General features: G+C 63.8%; 13 protein-coding genes. 12 read left to right on the top strand and 1 reads right to left on the bottom strand.

Going from position 1 to position 17,943, the window contains the following annotated elements:
• The first annotated feature begins 43 nt into the window (after positions 1–43).
• From LRS06_RS08480 to atpG, 8 genes are all read left to right on the top strand, one after another.
• The gene (locus LRS06_RS08480) at positions 44–271 is read left to right on the top strand and encodes an AtpZ/AtpI family protein (protein WP_257871091.1); all 228 of its coding nucleotides are present in this window, start codon (positions 44–46) and stop codon (positions 269–271) included.
• A gap of 204 nt (positions 272–475) precedes the next feature.
• Entirely contained in the window at positions 476–853 is a 378-nt protein-coding gene (locus tag LRS06_RS08475; RefSeq protein ID WP_257871090.1) for a hypothetical protein, read from the top strand.
• Positions 854–886: 33 nt separating this feature from the next.
• Entirely contained in the window at positions 887–1,966 is a 1,080-nt protein-coding gene (atpB, locus tag LRS06_RS08470; protein WP_257871089.1) for a F0F1 ATP synthase subunit A, read from the top strand.
• Between the two features lie 62 nt (positions 1,967–2,028).
• Positions 2,029–2,289: an ATP synthase F0 subunit C gene (atpE, locus tag LRS06_RS08465; protein ID WP_044511419.1), complete on the top strand. Its 261-nt coding sequence runs from the start codon at positions 2,029–2,031 to the stop codon at positions 2,287–2,289.
• Between the two features lie 153 nt (positions 2,290–2,442).
• On the top strand, positions 2,443–2,934 hold the full coding sequence (locus LRS06_RS08460; RefSeq protein WP_196954239.1) for a F0F1 ATP synthase subunit B: 492 nt from the start codon (positions 2,443–2,445) through the stop codon (positions 2,932–2,934).
• 90 nt (positions 2,935–3,024) lie between these two features.
• Complete coding sequence (gene atpH / locus LRS06_RS08455; protein WP_257871088.1) at positions 3,025–3,585, top strand: ATP synthase F1 subunit delta; 561 nt, start codon at positions 3,025–3,027, stop codon at positions 3,583–3,585.
• A 6-nt stretch (positions 3,586–3,591) separates the two neighbouring features.
• Positions 3,592–5,175, top strand: coding sequence for a F0F1 ATP synthase subunit alpha (gene atpA / locus LRS06_RS08450; RefSeq protein WP_257871087.1), 1,584 nt, complete (start codon positions 3,592–3,594; stop codon positions 5,173–5,175).
• Between the two features lie 105 nt (positions 5,176–5,280).
• Positions 5,281–6,171: an ATP synthase F1 subunit gamma gene (atpG, locus tag LRS06_RS08445; protein ID WP_257871086.1), complete on the top strand. Its 891-nt coding sequence runs from the start codon at positions 5,281–5,283 to the stop codon at positions 6,169–6,171.
• 161 nt (positions 6,172–6,332) lie between these two features.
• Here the strand turns inward: atpG and LRS06_RS08440 are convergent, their stop codons facing one another.
• On the bottom strand, positions 6,333–6,962 hold the full coding sequence (locus tag LRS06_RS08440; RefSeq protein WP_257871085.1) for a hypothetical protein: 630 nt from the start codon (positions 6,960–6,962) through the stop codon (positions 6,333–6,335).
• A 553-nt stretch (positions 6,963–7,515) separates the two neighbouring features.
• On the opposite strand from LRS06_RS08440, the gene LRS06_RS08435 reads away from it, so the two are divergent.
• The 4 genes from LRS06_RS08435 to LRS06_RS08420 all read left to right on the top strand — a co-directional run bounded on the left by LRS06_RS08435 (position 7,516) and on the right by LRS06_RS08420 (position 17,883).
• Positions 7,516–8,661: a tetratricopeptide repeat protein gene (locus LRS06_RS08435; RefSeq protein WP_257871084.1), complete on the top strand. Its 1,146-nt coding sequence runs from the start codon at positions 7,516–7,518 to the stop codon at positions 8,659–8,661.
• Positions 8,610–10,943 (top strand): ATP-binding protein, encoded by a 2,334-nt coding sequence (locus LRS06_RS08430; protein WP_257871083.1) that lies wholly within the window; start codon positions 8,610–8,612, stop codon positions 10,941–10,943. The genes LRS06_RS08435 and LRS06_RS08430 overlap by 52 nt, the downstream gene beginning before the upstream one ends.
• 317 nt (positions 10,944–11,260) lie before the next feature.
• Positions 11,261–14,878, top strand: coding sequence for an FG-GAP-like repeat-containing protein (locus LRS06_RS08425; RefSeq protein ID WP_257871082.1), 3,618 nt, complete (start codon positions 11,261–11,263; stop codon positions 14,876–14,878).
• Positions 14,875–17,883 carry an FG-GAP-like repeat-containing protein gene (locus LRS06_RS08420; protein WP_257871081.1) on the top strand — a complete coding sequence of 1,003 codons (3,009 nt, stop codon included), beginning with the start codon at positions 14,875–14,877 and terminating at the stop codon, positions 17,881–17,883. The genes LRS06_RS08425 and LRS06_RS08420 overlap by 4 nt, the downstream gene beginning before the upstream one ends.
• Positions 17,884–17,943: the final 60 nt, after the last annotated feature.

The following is a 17,943-nucleotide window of genomic DNA, read 5'->3' as shown; positions in this document are numbered from 1 at the left end:
AAATCCGTACTTTCGGCTGTCCGTCACTTTTCCTTGGTTTGCTATGTCTGAGTCACCCACGCCGCAGGATTCCCGCTCAACCGGTAGCACCTTTGGCAAGTTTGCCGGCGCCGGTATGCAGATGCTGGCCATCATCGGCCTAAGCACCTGGCTGGGCGTGTGGCTCGACGGGCGCTACAACAGCAGCCCCTGGGCTACAGTGGGCCTAAGCTTGCTGGGCATCTTCGTTGCCCTATATCAGGTTATTCGGGCAGTATCGGAGAAGAGTTAATGTGCTGCGCTTCGCTAATGTGGTTGAATGTGCTAATATGGAGAATGTGTCTCGCATCAGCACATTCTCCATATTAGCACATTTAACCACATTCTCCACATTAGCGAAGCGCAGCACATTAACCCACAGTATTAACCCTTACCTTTGCCGGCCCATCATTCTCCGCTATAGGCCTTGCTTCGCTTTCTTCGCAACTTGCTACTGTTGGGCTTGCTCTTATACGGGAGCCTGTACCTGCTAAACGCCCGCTACGGCGAAGCAGCGGTGCATCCGCTGGCCGGCTACATTCTGGGCTATTTTGCCTTGCTCACGGGCATCATCTACTGGACGACGGCCCGGATGGTGAAAGCCAACCCCGAGAACTTCATGGCTGCCTACTTCGGCTCCATGGTGCTGCGCATGTTTTTGAGCATCGGCATCGTGCTGGTATACCTATATAGAGGGGGTGCGCACGAAGGATGGGGTACCTACACGTTCCTGGGGGCCTTCTTTCTTGGGTATTTTATCTTTACAGGGTTTGAAGTCTGGAGCGTTCTGACTAACTTGCGCCCGTTTTCAAAACCGGGTGAACCTGCCGTTTAGGTCCCCGCTCCGCCCCACCCTAAGGTCTTCTGAATGAAGCGCTTACTGATAGCCCTCTTCTGTGTTCTTTCTTTCCCTGTTTTTGCTCAAGAGCAAACGGCTTCCGTCCATGAGGCCAACAAAGAAGAGGAGGCCTTCAACGCCGGCGAGCTGATCCTGCACCACGTAGGCGACTCCCACGAGTGGCATTTCTTCGGTGAAGAAGGTGAAGGTCCTCATTTCACCCTGCCTTTGCCCGTTATGGCTTACCAGCCCGGCAAAGGTCTGTCGGTTTTCTCCTCGCACCACCTCTACCCCGAGGGTACCGTGCACGAAGGTCTCAAGCTGGAGCACGAAACCCTCGAAGCCGTAGATGGCAGCAAGGTCTATGACCTGTCCATCACCAAGAACGTAGCTTCGCTGCTGCTGAGTGTGGTGCTGCTGATTGCGGTATTCTTCACAGTGGCCGGCGGCTACCGCAAAAACCACGGCCACGCGCCCAAGGGTGTGCAGTCCTTCTTCGAGCCCATCATCATCTTTGTGCGCGACGAAGTAGCCAAGAAAGCCATTGGCCCGAAGTACGAGCGGTACCTGCCGTACCTGCTCACCATCTTCTTCTTTATCTGGTTCAACAACCTGCTGGGCTTGCTGCCCGGCGCGGCCAACCTCACCGGCAACCTGGCCGTGACGTTCCTGTTCGCCTTCCTCACCCTGCTCATCACCACATTCAGCTCCAATAAGTACTACTGGTCGCACATTTTCTGGACGCCCGGTGTTCCGCTGTGGCTGCGTCCGATTATGATTCCGGTGGAGCTCATCGGCGTGATTTCGAAGCCTTTCTCTCTGATGGTTCGACTGTTTGCCAACGTTACGGCCGGTCACATCATCATCCTGAGCTTCATTGCCCTGATCTTCATTTTCAACACCATTGGTATTGCGCCGCTGTCAATTGCCTTTGGCCTGTTTATCAACGTGCTGGAGCTGCTGGTAGCCATTCTGCAGGCCTACATCTTCACACTGCTCACGGCCATGTACATCGGTGGAGCCGTGGAAGAGCACCACGACCACGACTACGGCATCGGCGGTGACGATGCCGACGCACCGCTGCCCGTTGCGGGTGGCCACGCGCACTAAGCTCCAAATTCCCCCTTTTTTTCTGCGTTTTTTCTTCACACATTCCTCAAACTCTTTGTCTTATGCTGCTCTCTCTGTTGCTGCAGGTTGTTAATGCTGTTGGTCTGGCTGTAATGGGTGCCGGTATCGGTGCCGGTCTGGCTATTCTGGGTGCTGGTCTGGGTATCGGCCGCATCGGTGGCTCGGCCATGGAAGCCATCGGCCGTCAGCCGGAGGCCTCCGGCAAAATCCAGACGGCTATGCTGATCGTAGCTGCTCTGGTGGAAGGTGCTGCTCTGTTCGCAGTAGTAGTCTGCCTGCTGATTGCCCTGAAGCTTCAGTAGAGAATCTGCCAGACCCGATTCGCCGGCTGGGCTCGTCTGTAGCCCGGCCGGTGCATCGGGTTTGCGGTTTCTTTGGGTTGAAGTGGTCAGATGAAGCCTGGGCCCCGCGCCCAGTCGTCTGCCTTCATTATTCACCGATTTAGCTGAGCCCTGATGCTTACCAACCCTAGTATTGGCCTGCTGTTCTGGCAGCTGGTCATTTTCCTGATTCTTCTCTTCCTGCTCACCAAGTTCGCCTGGAAGCCCATCCTCAGCTCGCTGCGCGAGCGGGAAAGCTCCATCGAAGGCGCGCTGCGCATGGCCGACCAGGCCAAGCTGGAAATGCAGGAGCTGAAAGCCGGCAACGAAAAGCTGCTGGCCGAAGCCCGCATGGAGCGCGACCGTATTCTGAAGGAAGCCACCACGGTATCCAACCAGCTCATTGAGCAGGCCAAAACCAAGGCTACTGAAGAAGGCAACCGCATGATTGTGCAGGCCCGCGAAGCCATTCAGAACGAGAAAAATGCCGCTCTGGCCGAGGTGAAAAACACCGCTGCCAAGCTGTCCATCGATATTGCAGAGCGCATCCTGCGCCGCGAGCTGGCCGACCAGCCCGCTCAGCAGCAGCTCGTGGACTCGTACCTGAAGGAAGTAAAATTGAATTAGTAGTGAGTATTAAGTATTGAGTAGTGAGGTTCGGTCAGCCGAATAACACCTGTCTCAATACTCACTACCAACTACTCAATACTAAAATCAATGTCTGAACAACGAGTTGCTTCCCGCTACGCCAAGTCCCTGCTGGATCTGGCTGAGGAGCGCGGGACGCTGGCACAGGTGAAAGAGGATATGGACTTGTTCAGCAAGACGCTGGACGAGAACCGCGACCTGCGCCTGCTGCTGCGCAACCCCATCGTGAACCACGATAAAAAGCTCGCCATCCTGCGCGCGGTGTTCGGGGGCAAGGTGTCGGACCTCACGGAGAAGTTCTTCACCATCGTCACCCAGAAAAACCGCGAAAGCGCACTGGAATTCATTGGCTCCGAGTTTCGGACCCAGTTCAACCAGCTGCGCGGCGTACAAACGGCCGAAGTAACCACGGCTACCCCACTGGATGCGCCCACGCGCCTACAGGTAGTACAGCTGGTGCGCGAGCAAACCGGCCTCCAGCAGGTCACCCTCACCGAGAAGGTAGATGCCTCACTCATCGGCGGCTTTGTGCTGCGCGTGGGCGACCAGCAGATTGACGACTCGGTACGTCACCGCCTGCGCAAGCTGCGCAGCGAATTCTCGAAGAACCCCTACCAATCCCAACTATAATCCACCATGGCAGAAGTACGTCCGGATGAAGTATCCGCCATTCTGCGGGAGCAGCTGTCCAACTTCAAAACCGCCGCCGAGCTCGAAGAGGTTGGTACGGTACTGCAGGTTGGCGACGGTGTAGCCCGCATCTACGGCCTGGGCAATGCCCAGTCGGGGGAATTGCTCGAATTTGAAAATGGCCTGCAGGCCCTGGTGCTCAACCTGGAAGAAGACAACGTAGGTGCCGTAATGCTCGGCGACTACAGCGAAATCCGGGAAGGCGCTACGGTGCGCCGCACCAATAAAATTGCCTCTATCAACGTTGGCGAGGGTATTGTCGGCCGCGTGGTGAACACGCTGGGCCAGCCCATTGACGGCCGCGGCCCCATCCAGGGCGAAACCTACGACATGCCCCTGGAGCGTAAGGCTCCCGGTGTAATCTACCGCCAGCCGGTAACCGAGCCCATGCAAACGGGTATCAAGGCTATTGACGCCATGATTCCAATTGGGCGCGGTCAGCGCGAGCTGATCATCGGCGACCGTCAGACGGGTAAGTCGGCGGTAGCTATTGACACCATCCTGAACCAGCGCGAGTTCTTCGAGCGCGGGGAGCCTGTTTTCTGCATCTACGTAGCCGTAGGGCAGAAAGCTTCCACCGTAGCTCAGGTAGTAAACTCCCTGCAGCGCGGTGGTGCCATGGACTACACGGTAGTGGTTTCGGCTTCGGCTTCGGATCCGGCTCCTATGCAGTTCTTTGCGCCCTTCACCGGCGCCGCCATCGGTGAGTTCTTCCGCGACACCGGCCGTCCGGCCCTCGTGGTGTACGACGATTTGTCGAAGCAGGCGGTGGCCTACCGCGAGGTGTCGCTGCTGCTACGCCGTCCTCCCGGACGCGAAGCTTATCCGGGTGACGTGTTTTACCTGCACAGCCGCCTATTGGAGCGCGCCGCGAAGATCAACGCTTCCGACGTAATTGCCCGCGATATGAACGACCTGCCCGAGAGCATCAAGCACCTCGTGAAAGGCGGCGGTTCGCTCACGGCTCTGCCGCTAATCGAAACCCAGGCAGGTGACGTTTCGGCTTACATCCCAACCAACGTAATTTCGATTACGGATGGGCAGATCTTCCTCGAAACCAACCTGTTCAACTCGGGTATCCGGCCGGCTATCAACGTAGGTATTTCGGTATCGCGCGTGGGTGGTAACGCCCAGATCAAGTCGATGAAGAAAGTGGCGGGTACGCTGAAGCTTGACCAGGCTCAGTTCCGCGAGCTGGAAGCCTTCGCCAAGTTCGGCTCCGACCTCGATGCCTCGACCAAGCTCACCATTGAGCGTGGCCGTCGCAACCTCGAAATCCTGAAGCAGCCCCAGTTCTCGCCCCAGAAGGTAGAAGATCAGGTGGCCGTGATTTACGCCGCAACCAACGGTCTGCTCGACCAGGTGCCCGTAAACAAGGTGCGTGAGTTCGAGAAGGAGTTCGTGCAGGTGATGAACACGCGTCACCCCGACGTACTGAAGTCCCTGAAAGCCGGCAAGCTGGATGACACCATCACCAACGCCATCCGTCAGGTAGCCAAAGACCTGTCGGCGGTGTACGCCACTAAGTAATTAACAATTAAGAATTAGTAATTAAGAATTGAGCGTTGCCATCCGGCCGGCCTTCGCCCGGCGGCAATTCTTAATTCTTAATTACTAATTACTAATTCCCAACGAATGGCTAGCTTAAAAGAAGTTCGGAACCGCATCGTATCGGTGCAGAGCACGCAGCAAATCACCAAAGCCATGAAAATGGTGGCGGCGGCCAAGCTGCGGCGGGCTCAGGACAACATCCTGCGCATGCGCCCTTACGCTCAGCGGCTCAACAGCATTCTGAGCAACCTTACCGGCCTCACGGGTGGCGAGGTAGTGAGCGAGTACGCCGTACAGCGCGAGGTGCGCCGCGTGCTGGTCATTGCCATTACCTCCGACCGGGGCTTGGCTGGTGCCTTCAACAGCAACATCTTCAAAGGCGTGAATCAGCTGCTGCGCGAGCGGTATGCTGCCCAAGCTACCGTCGGCACCGTAACCTTCATGGCCATCGGTAAGAAGGCCCACGACTATTTCGCTAAGCGCGGTCCGTTGCTGGGCAACTATCAGCACGTGTTCGGCAAGCTGTCGTTTGATACCGTGCGCGAAGCTGCTGAGGCCGCTATGGAAGGTTTCCGCACCGGCCAGTTCGACGAGGTAGTGATGGTGTACAACGAGTTTCGCAACGTAGCCACGCAGATCGTGCGCGCCGAGCAGCTGCTGCCTCTGGTTCCCGCCGAGCCCATTGCCGCTGCCACAGCCACCTCGAACGTAGACTACATCTTCGAGCCCTCGAAGGAGGAAATTGTGCAGACCCTGATTCCACAGTCCCTGAAGGTGCAGCTCTACAAGGCCGTGCTGGAAAGCAACGCCTCCGAGCACGGCGCCCGCATGACGGCTATGGACAAGGCAACCGACAACGCCGGCGAGCTGCTAAAGTCACTCAAGCTCACCTACAACCGTACCCGTCAGGCCGCTATTACCACCGAGATTCTCGAAATCGTGGGTGGTGCCGAGGCCCTGGCTGCCAGTCGCTAAAGAAGGTATACAAACAGAACTCAAACGGCCCGTTTCCTTCAGAGAAAACGGGCCGTTTGCTGTTGCAATAGGTATATAAAACAAGAAGGCTTACGCAGCAAGCGCAGCCCGATGGGCAGTAGCTTCGGCAAGGGCCTGCTCCAATTTGGGTACCTGCACCGCTAGTCGGCAGGCAATAAGGCTGCCAGTGCAGCCACCTCGGCCCGCAGCCCGGCTACACGGGCCGCCAGCAAATGGCGCGCAGCGGCGGCCCCAGCCGGGTCGGGGTCGGCCTGGGCCAGATCGGTAGCCAACTCGCCCAGCCAGCGGGCATAGTGGGCCGCTTCCATGGGTTCGGTGGGCGGAGCGGCTGCTTGCAATTGCGCTATGCCGCGGCGCCGCCGGGCCAGGGCGTTGGCACTAGCCTGTACCCGCGCAAGTTGCTGCCCATACGTGAGCAACCGCAACTGGCAGTCGCGCAGGCGGCGGCCTAGCAGCTCGGGTGCGGGCACCGGGGCTTCGGGTTGCTCGCTCCCAAGTACCTCGGGGAGCGGTAGTGGCCGGTAGGGGTCGTAGAGCAGCGGCTCGGGTGCCTCCGTCGGACCCTGGCCCAGGGGAGGGGGCAGCAGGTGGCTTAGCAGCAGCAGGCGCGGAGCCAGCGCCGGGGGCAGCCCCTTGCGCCCGGCTTCCAGGTGCGATACGAATCCGATGGACACGTTCATATACCGGGCCAGCTGGCGCGTTGAAAAGCCGAAATGGGCCCGCACGGCAGCCGTAAGGCTATTGAGCAGAGAAGCAGGTAAATGAGACATAGCAACAGAACAGGTGTCTTATTCCCAACGGTTGTGTTAGGTAGAAGGATGCTAAATATTAGGACTAACTTCTACCTATTAAGGTAGGAGATAGTCCTAAATTGATAATCACTTCTACCTATGTGGGGTAAATATATTTTTAAAATTAACCAAAGCTTCTACCTGGGTGCAGGTCTGCCTGGATTGTCTTAGGACCTTGCCAGGCTGTTGTAAACTGCTGTGTTAGTATAGCTCAATCCATGAAAGTTGTTACCCTGAACACCGGTATTGAGCCGATAGCTTAATAGACGCTCCTTGACTATACCGCCGCCCCAGTCTGGAGTGACGGCTTTTTGTTGGCCGGCCGGGCCAACAGCCAGGGCAAATTTCTGCCAAATGGCACAGCGGCGGAAGTTTGGCAGGCATTTGCCCCCTGCCTAGCCGGCCGGCTGCCGACCTTTATACCGATAATCGACGCCATCGGCTTTGAGCTAGGCTGCCTGGGCATCCGCGCTGGGCTACCGTAGGCCAGGCGCGCGGTGCCCCCGCTTTCTTTCATCTCTCTTCTGATCATTTGCTGCTGCTCTGCTGCCTGTTTCTTGCCTGTTGCCGCCAAGCTGGCCGGGCCTGGGGCCAGTTCTGGCTAGCGGGCCTGCTGCTGGCCGTCCCGGTGCCCGGTCCGGCCCAAACTGGCGGGCGTCCGCTGCCTCACGCCCTGACGCCGTTGTTACCGCCTCAGGCTGCTAGAGGGGCGGCCGACGTGGCCCGCCAGCGAATCGACCACGCCCATCGGCCCACCGACTCGCTGGGCCGGCTGCTGGTCTACGTGCGCCGGGCGCAGGCTTTCCGGACAGGGCACCGCCCCGACTCGGCCGCCCACTACCTGGGGCGGGCCTGGAAGCTGGTCAGCGCCCGGCAAGGGCAGCAACAGCCGGTCGTGGTAATAAAGCTGGCCGACGACCTAGCCGGGCTGCACTACGCCCGGGGCAGCTACGATAGCACGCTCTACTATTACCAGCAGGCAGCCCGGCAGTTTCGGGCTGCGGGCCTCGACAGCACCGTGGGGCCCGCCCCCGCTACTGCCCCAACCGCCGGCTCGCGCTGGCCCGAAGGGGCCCCGCTGCCCGGCATTCTGGCCAATGCCGGCTCGGCCTGCCGCGCCCTGGGCCGCCTGCCCCTGGCCCTGCACTACTACGGGCGGGCCCGGAACCTTTTCCGGCAGCAGGGCAACCTGAGCGGTATTGGCTGGACCCAGTGCCTGCTGGGCGAAACCTACGCCGCCCAGGGCCTCTACCCCCAGGCCGAGCAAGCCTACGAGCAGGCCATAGCTACCTACCGCCGCTACGGGCAGCAGCCTGCCAACCAGGGCCCGGCCGGCGGGGCCCTGGCCGATGTGCTGGTGAGCTACTACCTGCCTCTGCTGCTGGAGGGCCACAGCCGCCGGCCGGCCGCCTACGCCAGCACCCTGGCCGCCGAGGCTGACTCCCTGCTGCAAATGTCCTTGCTGCCCGCTGAGCTGCGCACCTACCCCAACATCGCCCTGCTGCTCACGCGCCTGAACCTGGTGCCCGCGCAAGTGGCGCTGCAAGCCGGAGCGCCCGCGGCGGCGGCCCCTGGCTGGGCCGCGCCCGCGCCTGGCTGCCCTACGGGGCTTCGGCCGACACAACAATGGCCGGCTGGCCGGGCCGCGACCTTCCCTACGCCGAGGCGCGGGCCCTGACGCTGGGCCTGACCGCCTGGCAGCAGCACCGCGCCCGCCCTGATCGTGCCCGCCGCCTGCTAGCCGAAGCCGTGGCACTGCTCACCCAAAACCCCGGCTCCGCCCCCCAGGGCAAGCCCCGCCAAGACCTGGCGGGCTTTGCCCTGGCCATGCGCGAGCCAGCTCCCGCCCTGGCGTTGCTGCGGCCGCTGCAGCAACGCTACCAGCAGTCGGGCAGCTTGTTGCCTCTGAGCCAGGTCACCGAGCTACTTGCCCAGACGCATGCCCAGGCCGGCCGCTACGACAGCGCCTATTACTATGCCCGCCGCACCCAGGACCTCACCGACACGCTGCGCCAGGCTCAGCAGTTTGCGGCCCTGGCCGCGACGGAAGGCCGGTTCCGCACCCGCGAGCAGGCCGCCCAGATTGCCAACCTCACCGAGCGCGAGGGGCAGCAGACGCGCCTGGTACGCTTGGCCGGCGTCGGCGCTGCGCTGCTGGCGTTGCTGGCACTGGCCATCTGGCTGGCGTTGCGCACCACCCGCCGCCTCAACGGGCGGCTGGCGGCCCAAACGGGCCAGCTGCAGGCCCAGGCCGAGCGCCTGGGCGAACTGGACGTAGCCAAAAACCAGTTCTTTGCCAATGCCAGCCATGAGCTACGCACCCCGCTCACGCTGGTGCTGGCCCCACTCGAAACTCTGCTCGACAACCCCAACCAGAAGCTGCCGGTCGCCGTGCGCGCGCCCGTGGCGCTGGCCCACCGGCAGGCCCGCCGCCTGAGCGAGCTGATTGACCGCATTCTGGATTTGACCAAGCTGCAGGCCGGCCGCCTCACCCTGCAGGCCACGCCTACGGCCGTAGCGCCGCTGCTGCGCCGGGTGGTGGGCCAGTTTGCGCCCCTGGCTGCTGCCCGCGGCCTAGCCCTGCACGGAGCCGAACCCCTGCCCGAGGGGCTGCACCTGCTGCTGGATGCCGACAAGGTGGAGCAGATTCTGACTAACCTGCTCAGTAATGCCTTGAACCACACGCCCCTTGGCGGAACAGTAGCGGTGGAGGCCGCCTTGCCCGCCCCCGATGGCTACTACGCCCTGACCGTGCGCGACACCGGGCCCGGCATTGCGGCGGCCGAGCACGAGCGGGTATTCGAGCGGTTCTATCAAAGTCCGCAGAAGCAGGCGCAGGGCGGTACCGGCCTGGGCCTGGCCCTGAGTCGGGAGCTGGCCGAGCTGCTGGGCGGCACGCTCACGCTAACCAGCACCCCGGGGCAGGGGGCCACCTTCACGTTGCGCTTCCCGGCCACGGAAGCAGGCAGCAGGAGGGAAGAGGTGGTAGTAAATACTGAAGAGAGAAGAGTGACCCCAGGCGAAGTGGGTGCCGGACTGACTTCCCAGCCGGTGCCTCCCACGCCTGCAATCGACAACCTGCCAGCTCCTGCCTCTGCCCTCCTGCTTCATACATCCCGGCCCCGCGTGCTGGTAGTGGAGGATGAGCCCGATTTGCGCGCCTACCTGAGCGAACTGTTAAGCCCAGCCTACGAGGTACTCACCGCCGCCGATGGGCAGGAGGCGTTGGAGCTGCTCAGCCGCGAAGCACCTGTGGACCTGATTACCACCGACGCCATGATGCCGCGCCTGAGCGGCACCGAGCTGCTGACCCGCCTCAAGACTGACCCCGCCCGGGCCGGCCTGCCGGTGCTCATGCTCACGGCCCGCGCCGATGCAGTTCACCGCCTGGACGCCCTCACCGTGGGCGTGGACGACTACCTGACCAAGCCCTTCGCTCCGGCCGAACTGCTGGCCCGCGTGCAGACGCTGCTGCTCCGCCACGCTGTGCGCCGCCAGTTTGCCGCCTTGCCCCAGGAGGGGCCGGATGAGATTGCCATTCCCCCCGCTGCCGATACTCCCGCAGCGCTGCCCGCCGCAACAGGCGCATCAACCGGGGCCGCTGCCACCGAAGCTCCGGCCCCGCCGGCTGGCGCGGGCGAGCAGCTGGCGCAGTGGCAGGCGCAGGTGGTGGGGCACTTGTCGGCGGAGCAGTTTGGCCCGCCTGAGCTGGCCCTCTTGCTGAACGTGAGCGAGCGGACGCTCTACCGCCGGCTGGGCGAGTGGGCCGGCCTTACGCCGGCGGCCTGGCTGCGCGAGCAGCGCCTGCACCAAGCCCGTCAGCTGCTCGAAGCCGGCGACTTCGGCACGGTGGCGGCGGTGGCCGAGGCGGTGGGCTTTGCCTCGGCCAAGTACTTCAGCAACCTGTACGCCGAGCGGTTTGGCCGGCGCCCCAGCGACTACCGCGCGCCCCGTAAGTAGCCGCAGGCCGGGTAGCAGGGGCAGCAGAACAGAGCCGAAAAGGGCACTGGCCTGCCAAAATGCACTGACAAAGGCCAGAAGCAGACGATTGGCAGGCCAGTGCCCTTGCTGCGGGAACTGGGTGTCTAGTTTTGATGATTGGTGGTGCTGACCGTTTTGCGCGGTGGAGCATACTGGAGTTTCCCACTGAAGCGGCTCAGCCCGCCGGAGGCTGTTTCCGCCCCCGCTCCCCGCCGTCGCTGCTCCTCTGCCGGAGTAGCGGCCTATCCCAAGCCCGGTGCCGTCGCGCAGCGCTGCCCCAATCCTCTCCGTCTTGTATGAAGCAATTTCTCCGCCTCACCTCTTGCCTTCGCCGTGGGTACGGCCCCACGCTGACCGTGCTGCTGCTGGCCCTGCTGCCCCTGCTGGTCCACGCCGGTACGCCGGTGCTCACCTTCCAGGCTACGGAGCCCGGCTCGGCCGGCACGAACGTGATGGCCTTCGTGGACCAGGTCGAAATCGTGAACGCCAGCTCTGGGGTCGTGATGGCCAGCGCCGTGCCCAACGCCAGCTTCGAGACTTTCACGGCTCCGCTCCAGTTCACCAACTACGGCCCCAACCCCGCCGGCGCGAGCTGGACGTTTGACAACCGCAGCGGCATTGGCCGCGTGGGCGGCGACCTGACCCCGCCGCCCACCGCCAGCGGCAGCTACGTGGGCTATGTGCAAACTGCGGACGGGGTAGCCGGCGCCTTCCGCCAGACCGTGCCCAACCTGGTGCCGGGCCTGTACCGGGTGCGGCTGCGGGTGGCCCAGCGCAACATCGCCCTGGCCAACCAGGGCGTAAGGGTGCTGGTGGATGGCGTGGCCCTGGGCACGGTGGTGCCGGCCAACAATGGGGCCTTTGCGATATACAACAGCGCCACCTTCATGGTGGCCCGGCCCAGCACCAGCCGCACGTTCTTCGGCGGGGCCAACCTGACCACCGACGGCAGCACGGCGCTGGACGTGGGCTTTATGTCGGCCCCGGCCGTGACGGACGTGGACGGCGACGGGCTGCTCGACCTGCTGGTGGGCGAATACGACAGTGGCTACGTGTTGCGCTACGAGCAAACCACGGCCGGCGGGCTCGTCTTTTCCGGGGGCCTGCCCCTCACCACCAACGGCAGTACCGCCTTGAGCGCGGGCACCTTTCCCCGGCCCACTGTGACCGACGTGGATGGTGACGGCTTGCTCGACCTGCTGGTGGGCAACTTCAGCGGCAACGTGTTGCGCTACGAGCAAACCGCGGCCGGGGGACCCATCTTTGCCGGCGGGGCGGCCCTGACCACCAATGGCACCACTGCCTTGGGGGTGAGTGGGGGGAAAGCCGCGCCGACGGTAACCGACGTAGATGGCAACGGCTTGCTCGACCTGCTGGTGGGCAACGGCAACGGCAACGTGTTCCGCTACGAGCAAACCGCGGCCGAGGGCCTCGTCTTTGCCGGCGGAGCGGCCCTGACTACCAATGGCAGCACCGCCCTGAATGCCGGCAGCAATGTGTCCGTCACCGTGACGGACGTGGACGGCAACGGGCAGCTCGACCTGCTTATCGGCAACGATTACGGTGAGATAAAGTCCTTTGAGCAGACGGCGGTGAACGGCCTGCTGTTTGCCGCCGCCAGTGTGCTGGTAACGGCCGGCAGCAGCCCACTCAATGGAAACGACTACACCACCCCGGTGGTGACCGACGTGGACGGCGACGGCCTGCTCGACCTGCTGACGGGCAACAACCGCGGCACCGTGCGGCGCTTCGAGCAGGCCGACCCGCCCATTGCCCTGGCCCTCACGCCTCGGGCCGTGGCCGAGAATGGGGCCAGCGGCACGGTGGTCGGTACCTTCAGCACCACCGACAATACCAGCGGCGACACCTTCACGTATACGCTGGTGAGCGGCGACGGCAGCGCCGACAACGCCCGCTTCACCATCGGCACGGGGGCCAATGCAGGCAAGCTGGTGACCAACGCCGGGTTTGACTTTGAAACCAGGAGCAGCTACTCCGTGCGGGTACGCAGCACCGACGCCACGGGGCTTTTTACGGAGCAATTCTTCACTATCATCATTACGGATGCGGTAGAGGCTCCGACTCTGACCGGTGTTGAGCCGGGCAGCGGGCCGCTGGGCACCACCATTACCATCACGGGCACCAACCTGACCGGGCTGACCAGCGTGCTGGTGGGCGAGGTGCCGGCCTTGTTCACAGTGACCAGCAATACCAGCGCCACGGCCACCGTGCCGCGCCAGGCCACCAGCCAGCGGGTGCGAGTGAGCAACGCCGCCGGCACCGCCTTAAGCGCCACGGCCTTCACCGTGACGCGGCCCAGCGCCAGCGGCGTGTTTCCCGGCGGGGCGGCCCTCACCACCAACGGTACCACCCTGGTGCAGCCGAACGCCTTCTCGGCCCCGGCCGTGACGGACGTGGACCAGGATGGCTTGCTCGACCTGCTGGTGGGCAACCAAAATGGCAGCGTGTGGCGCTACGAGCAAACCACGGCCAACGGCGACCAGTTTGCCTCAGCAGGTGCGCTGACTGACGGCACCAGCCCGCTGAACGTCGCCGGCTACGCCATCGTGGCCGTGACGGACGTGGACGGCGACGGACTGCTTGACCTGCTGGTGAGCAATGCCTTTGGCGACGTGCTGCGCTACGAGCAAACCGCGACCAACGGCGGTAACTTCGCCGGTCAGGGCAGCCTGACTACCAACGGCACCACTCCCCTGAACGTGGGCAACTACGCAAACCTGGCCGTGACGGACGCGGACGGAGACGGCCTGATTGACCTGCTGGTGAGCAACAACGCCGGCAACATTCAGCGCTACGAGCAGGCGGCGGCCAATAGCAGCAGCTTCGGGGCCGTCGCGGCCCTGACCGATGCCGGCGGTACGCCTCTGGCCCTGGGCAACATCGGCCTGAGTGTGACTGACCTGGACAGCGACGGCCTGCTCGATATGCTGGTGGGGCGCACCTCCGGCCGGGTGACCCGCTACGAGCAGACGGCCCCGGCTGCCAACAGTTTCACCTCCCTGAACGACCTGACCACCAACGGCACCACTGTCATTGACGCGGGTGACTATACCAAGCCCGCCGTGACGGACATCGACGGTGACGGCCTGCTCGACCTGCTGCTGGGCAGCCTGAGCGGCACGGTACTGCGCTACGAGCAAAGCGACCCGCCCACGGCTCTGGCCCTCTCGCCCCAGGCCGTGGCCGAGAATGCCGCCAGCGGTACCGTGGTGGGCACCTTTAGTACTACCGATGCCACGCCTGGTGACATCTTTACTTACACCCTGGTAACGGGGACTGGCAGCGACGACAACGCCACCTTTGCCATCGGCACGGGAGCCAACGCGGGCCAGCTGCTCACGGCCGCCGTGTTTGACTTTGAAACCCGGAGCAGCTACAGCATCCGGGTCCGCACCACCGATGCCACCGGCCTTGCGTTTGAGCAGGTCTTCGCTATCAGCATCACCGACGTGGCAGACCCGCCCGTGCTCACCAGCTTCGCGCCGCTGAGCGGGCCGCTGGGCACCACCATCACCCTCACGGGCCGGAACCTGACCGGCCTGACCAGCGTGCTGGTGGGCGAGGTGCCGGCCCGGTTCACGGTGACCAGCAGCACCAGCGCCACGGTTATCGTGCCGCGCCAGGCCACCAGCCAGAAAGTGCGCATCAGCCGCACGAGCGGGCTGGCCCTCAACCAGGGCACGGCGCTGAGCAGCCTGGCCTTCCAGGTGGCGCGGCCCAGCACCAGCTACGAATTTCCGGGCGGTGCCGCTCTCACCACCAATGGCACCACCCCGCTGATAATTGGAAGAACGCCCACCCCGCAATTTGGGAACAATGCGGCCCCGGCAGTGACGGACCTGGACAACGACGGCCTGCTCGATATACTGGGGGGGATGACGATGGTAACGTGACGCGCTTCGAGCAGACCACGCTTAACGGCGACATCTTTGCCCGGCAGGGCTACCTGACGACCGACGGCACTACCAGGCTGAACGTGGATATTCTTGCGGCCCCGGCGGTGACGGACCTGGACGGCGACGGCCTGCTCGATATGCTGGTGGGCAACGGCTATGGCGACGTGGTACGCTTCGAGCAAACGATGGTCAACGGCAGCGTATTCGCCCCGCAGAGCCTGAGCACCATTAGCTTGTCTGCCCTGGCAAGGCTGGCGGTGACGGACGTGGACGGCGACGGCCTGCTAGACCTGGTCACGGGCGACATAGACGGCAACGTGCGGCGCTTCGAGCAAACGGCAATCAACAGCAGCGTATTCACCTCGCTGGACGACCTGACCACTAACGGCACGACGGCAATCGTCACGGGCAATAGCGCCGCACCAGCGGTGACGGACATAGACGGCGACGGCCTGCTCGACCTGCTGGTGGGCAACTCCGGCAGGCTGCGAGCCTACGAGCAAACGGTGGCCCAAGGCACCGTATTTGCCCCGCCGCCCCCGCCGCAGGACTTCTTGACAACCGGCAACGTCGTCGTCGACGAAGGCGAAGAATTCGAAGAATACGTGCAGGCTGGCTTCGCCGCTCCGGTCGTGACGGACGTGGACGGCGACGGCCTGCTCGACATCCTGGTGGGTAACTCTCAAGGCAACGTGCAGCGCTACGAGCAGCGGGCCCCGCCGCTCTTCATCCTCGACATTGCGCCCGCCACGGCCGGAGCCGGCACCACAGTGGTCCTGACGGGCACGAACCTGACGGGCACCACGGCCGTGACCGTGAATGGCGTGGCCGCCACCGCCGTCACGGTTATCGACGACGGCCACGTTAGCTTCACGGTGCCGGCCGGGGCCTCGACCGCCCAAACCGTGACCGTGACCACGCCGGCCGGCACCAGCCCGGCGTACACCCGGTTTGAGGTGCAGCTGCAAGTGGTCAGCACCAGCCCGGCCGTCAATGCCATCAGCGCGCCCACGGCCAATTCGGCTCTGGCCATCACCTTCACCGAGCCGGTGACGGCGGCCAGCATCACGCCCTCGGCCACGACGGCCATCCGCGTGTTCTCGGCCCAGGTGGGCGGGCGCAAGGCGGGTACGCTCAGCCTTAGTGGTGCTACTGTAAGCTACGTCAGCACCTTGAGCGGCGGCCGGGCCAACTTCCAGCCCGGCGAGACGGTGAGCGTGACCGTGCCGGCCGTCGTGCAAACAGCGAGTGGCCTGCAGCTACCCAAGCAGGTGTACCAGTTTACGGCGGCCACGGGCGGGGCGGGGCGCGGCAAGTTCGCGGCCCCGGCCACTAACCCCGAAGTAGCCGTGGGCCAGCTGCCCTACAGCCTGGCGGTAGGCGACGTGGATGGCGACGGCGACCTGGATATGCTCGTGGCTAACAACATCGACAACACCGTGAGCATACGCCTCAACGACGGCAGCGGCAGCTACGCCGCCCCGGCCACCAACCCCGAAGTAGCCGTGGGGGGCAACAATCCCGTCGTGGCAGTGGGCGATGTGGACGGCGACGGCGACCTGGATATGCTCGTGGCCAACAGCTTCGGCGGCGGGCGGGTGAGCGTGAACCTCAACAACGGCAGTGGCAGCTTCGCGGGCGGCTCTGATTTTTATGTAGGCAATAACCCCCAGGACCTAACGGTGGGCGACGTGGACGGCGACGGCGACCTGGATGTGCTCACGGCCAACTATTCCAACGGCAGCATTGGCAGCGGCACCGTAAGCGTGCGCCTGAACGACGGCACGGGCACCTTCACCGCCCTGACCCTCAACCCCGCCGTGGGCCGCGGCCCTAGTACCGTGACGGTGGGCGACGTGGACGGCGACGGTGACCTCGACCTGCTCACGGCCAACTTCGTGGACAACACGGTGAGCGTGCGCCTGAACGACGGTGCGGGCAATTTCACGCCACCCGCCACCAACCCCGAAGTAGCCGTGGGCAGCGGCGCCGGCAGCGTGGCCCTGGGCGACGTGGACGGCGACGGCGACCTGGATCTGGTGGTCACCAACGTCAGCGACGACAACGTGAGCGTGCGCCTGAACGACGGCACGGGCAACTTCACGCCCCCCGCCACGAACCCCGAAGTAGCCGTGGGCGATAGTCCCTATACCGTGGCCCTGGGCGACGTGGACGGCGACGGTGACCTGGACCTGGTGGTCTCCAACAAGGCCGGCAGTACCTATACTAACGCCCTCAGATACGGCACGGTGAGTGTGCGCCTCAACAACGGCACGGGCAGCTTCAGCGCCCCCGCCACCACCCCCGAACCCAGCGTGGGCACCGCCACCGCTGAGTTCGGCCCCGGCCCCTCCGGCCTGGTCCTGCGCGACGTGGATGGTGACGGCGACCTGGACCTGCTCACCGCCAACTCTGGCAGCAACAACGTGAGCGTGCGCCTGAACCAGGATGTGCCGCTGCCGGTGGAGCTGACGGAGTTTACGGCCACGGTGGCCGGTCCGGCCCTCGTGCGCCTGGCCTGGGCCACGGCCACGGAGCAAAACAGCCAGAACTTCGAGGTAGAGCGCAGCGCGGATGGCCGCACGTTCACGCGCATTGGCACAGTGCCTGCCGCCGGCACCAGCACCAGCCCGCGCAGCTACGAGCTACTCGATGCGGTGCTTCCCAGCGACGCAGCCCGGCTCTATTACCGCCTGAAGCAAGTGGACACGGACGGTACGTTTGCCTACTCGCCCGTGCGCACAGTGACGTTCCCCCATTCACTCACTCCCGCTTTCACTCCTTCCCTCAGTGTGTTCCCCAATCCCACCCAGGGCTCGGCCACACTGACGGGGGCAGCGCCCGGCACGGCCGTGACGGTGCTGGACGCGCTGGGCCGACCGGTGCTTTCGGCTACGGCCGATGGGGCGGGTAGGGCGGTGCTGGCCTTGCCGGCCGGACTGCCGGCGGGCGTGTACGTGGTGCGCAGCGGTGCCCGCACGGTCAAGCTGGTGCGGGAGTAAAGCACCGCCGCATGTACCGGCCAAAGTACCTGTCTTGAACAAAAAAGCCGCCGGCCCAGT

This window comes from Hymenobacter sp. J193, assembly GCF_024700075.1.
GTDB lineage: Bacteria > Bacteroidota > Bacteroidia > Cytophagales > Hymenobacteraceae > Hymenobacter.
Note: the sequence above shows the minus strand (reverse complement) of the source record. Positions and strands in the feature narration are given on the sequence as shown.

Coding starts and splice junctions, on each gene's coding strand:
- LRS06_RS08480 (WP_257871091.1), top strand. CDS start 44: ATGTCTGAGTCACCCACGCCGCAGGATTCCCGCTCAACCGGTAGCACC.
- atpB (WP_257871089.1), top strand. CDS start 887: ATGAAGCGCTTACTGATAGCCCTCTTCTGTGTTCTTTCTTTCCCTGTT.
- atpE (WP_044511419.1), top strand. CDS start 2,029: ATGCTGCTCTCTCTGTTGCTGCAGGTTGTTAATGCTGTTGGTCTGGCT.
- LRS06_RS08460 (WP_196954239.1), top strand. CDS start 2,443: ATGCTTACCAACCCTAGTATTGGCCTGCTGTTCTGGCAGCTGGTCATT.
- atpH (WP_257871088.1), top strand. CDS start 3,025: ATGTCTGAACAACGAGTTGCTTCCCGCTACGCCAAGTCCCTGCTGGAT.
- atpA (WP_257871087.1), top strand. CDS start 3,592: ATGGCAGAAGTACGTCCGGATGAAGTATCCGCCATTCTGCGGGAGCAG.
- atpG (WP_257871086.1), top strand. CDS start 5,281: ATGGCTAGCTTAAAAGAAGTTCGGAACCGCATCGTATCGGTGCAGAGC.
- LRS06_RS08440 (WP_257871085.1), bottom strand. CDS start 6,962: ATGTCTCATTTACCTGCTTCTCTGCTCAATAGCCTTACGGCTGCCGTG.
- LRS06_RS08430 (WP_257871083.1), top strand. CDS start 8,610: ATGGCCGGCTGGCCGGGCCGCGACCTTCCCTACGCCGAGGCGCGGGCC.
- LRS06_RS08425 (WP_257871082.1), top strand. CDS start 11,261: ATGAAGCAATTTCTCCGCCTCACCTCTTGCCTTCGCCGTGGGTACGGC.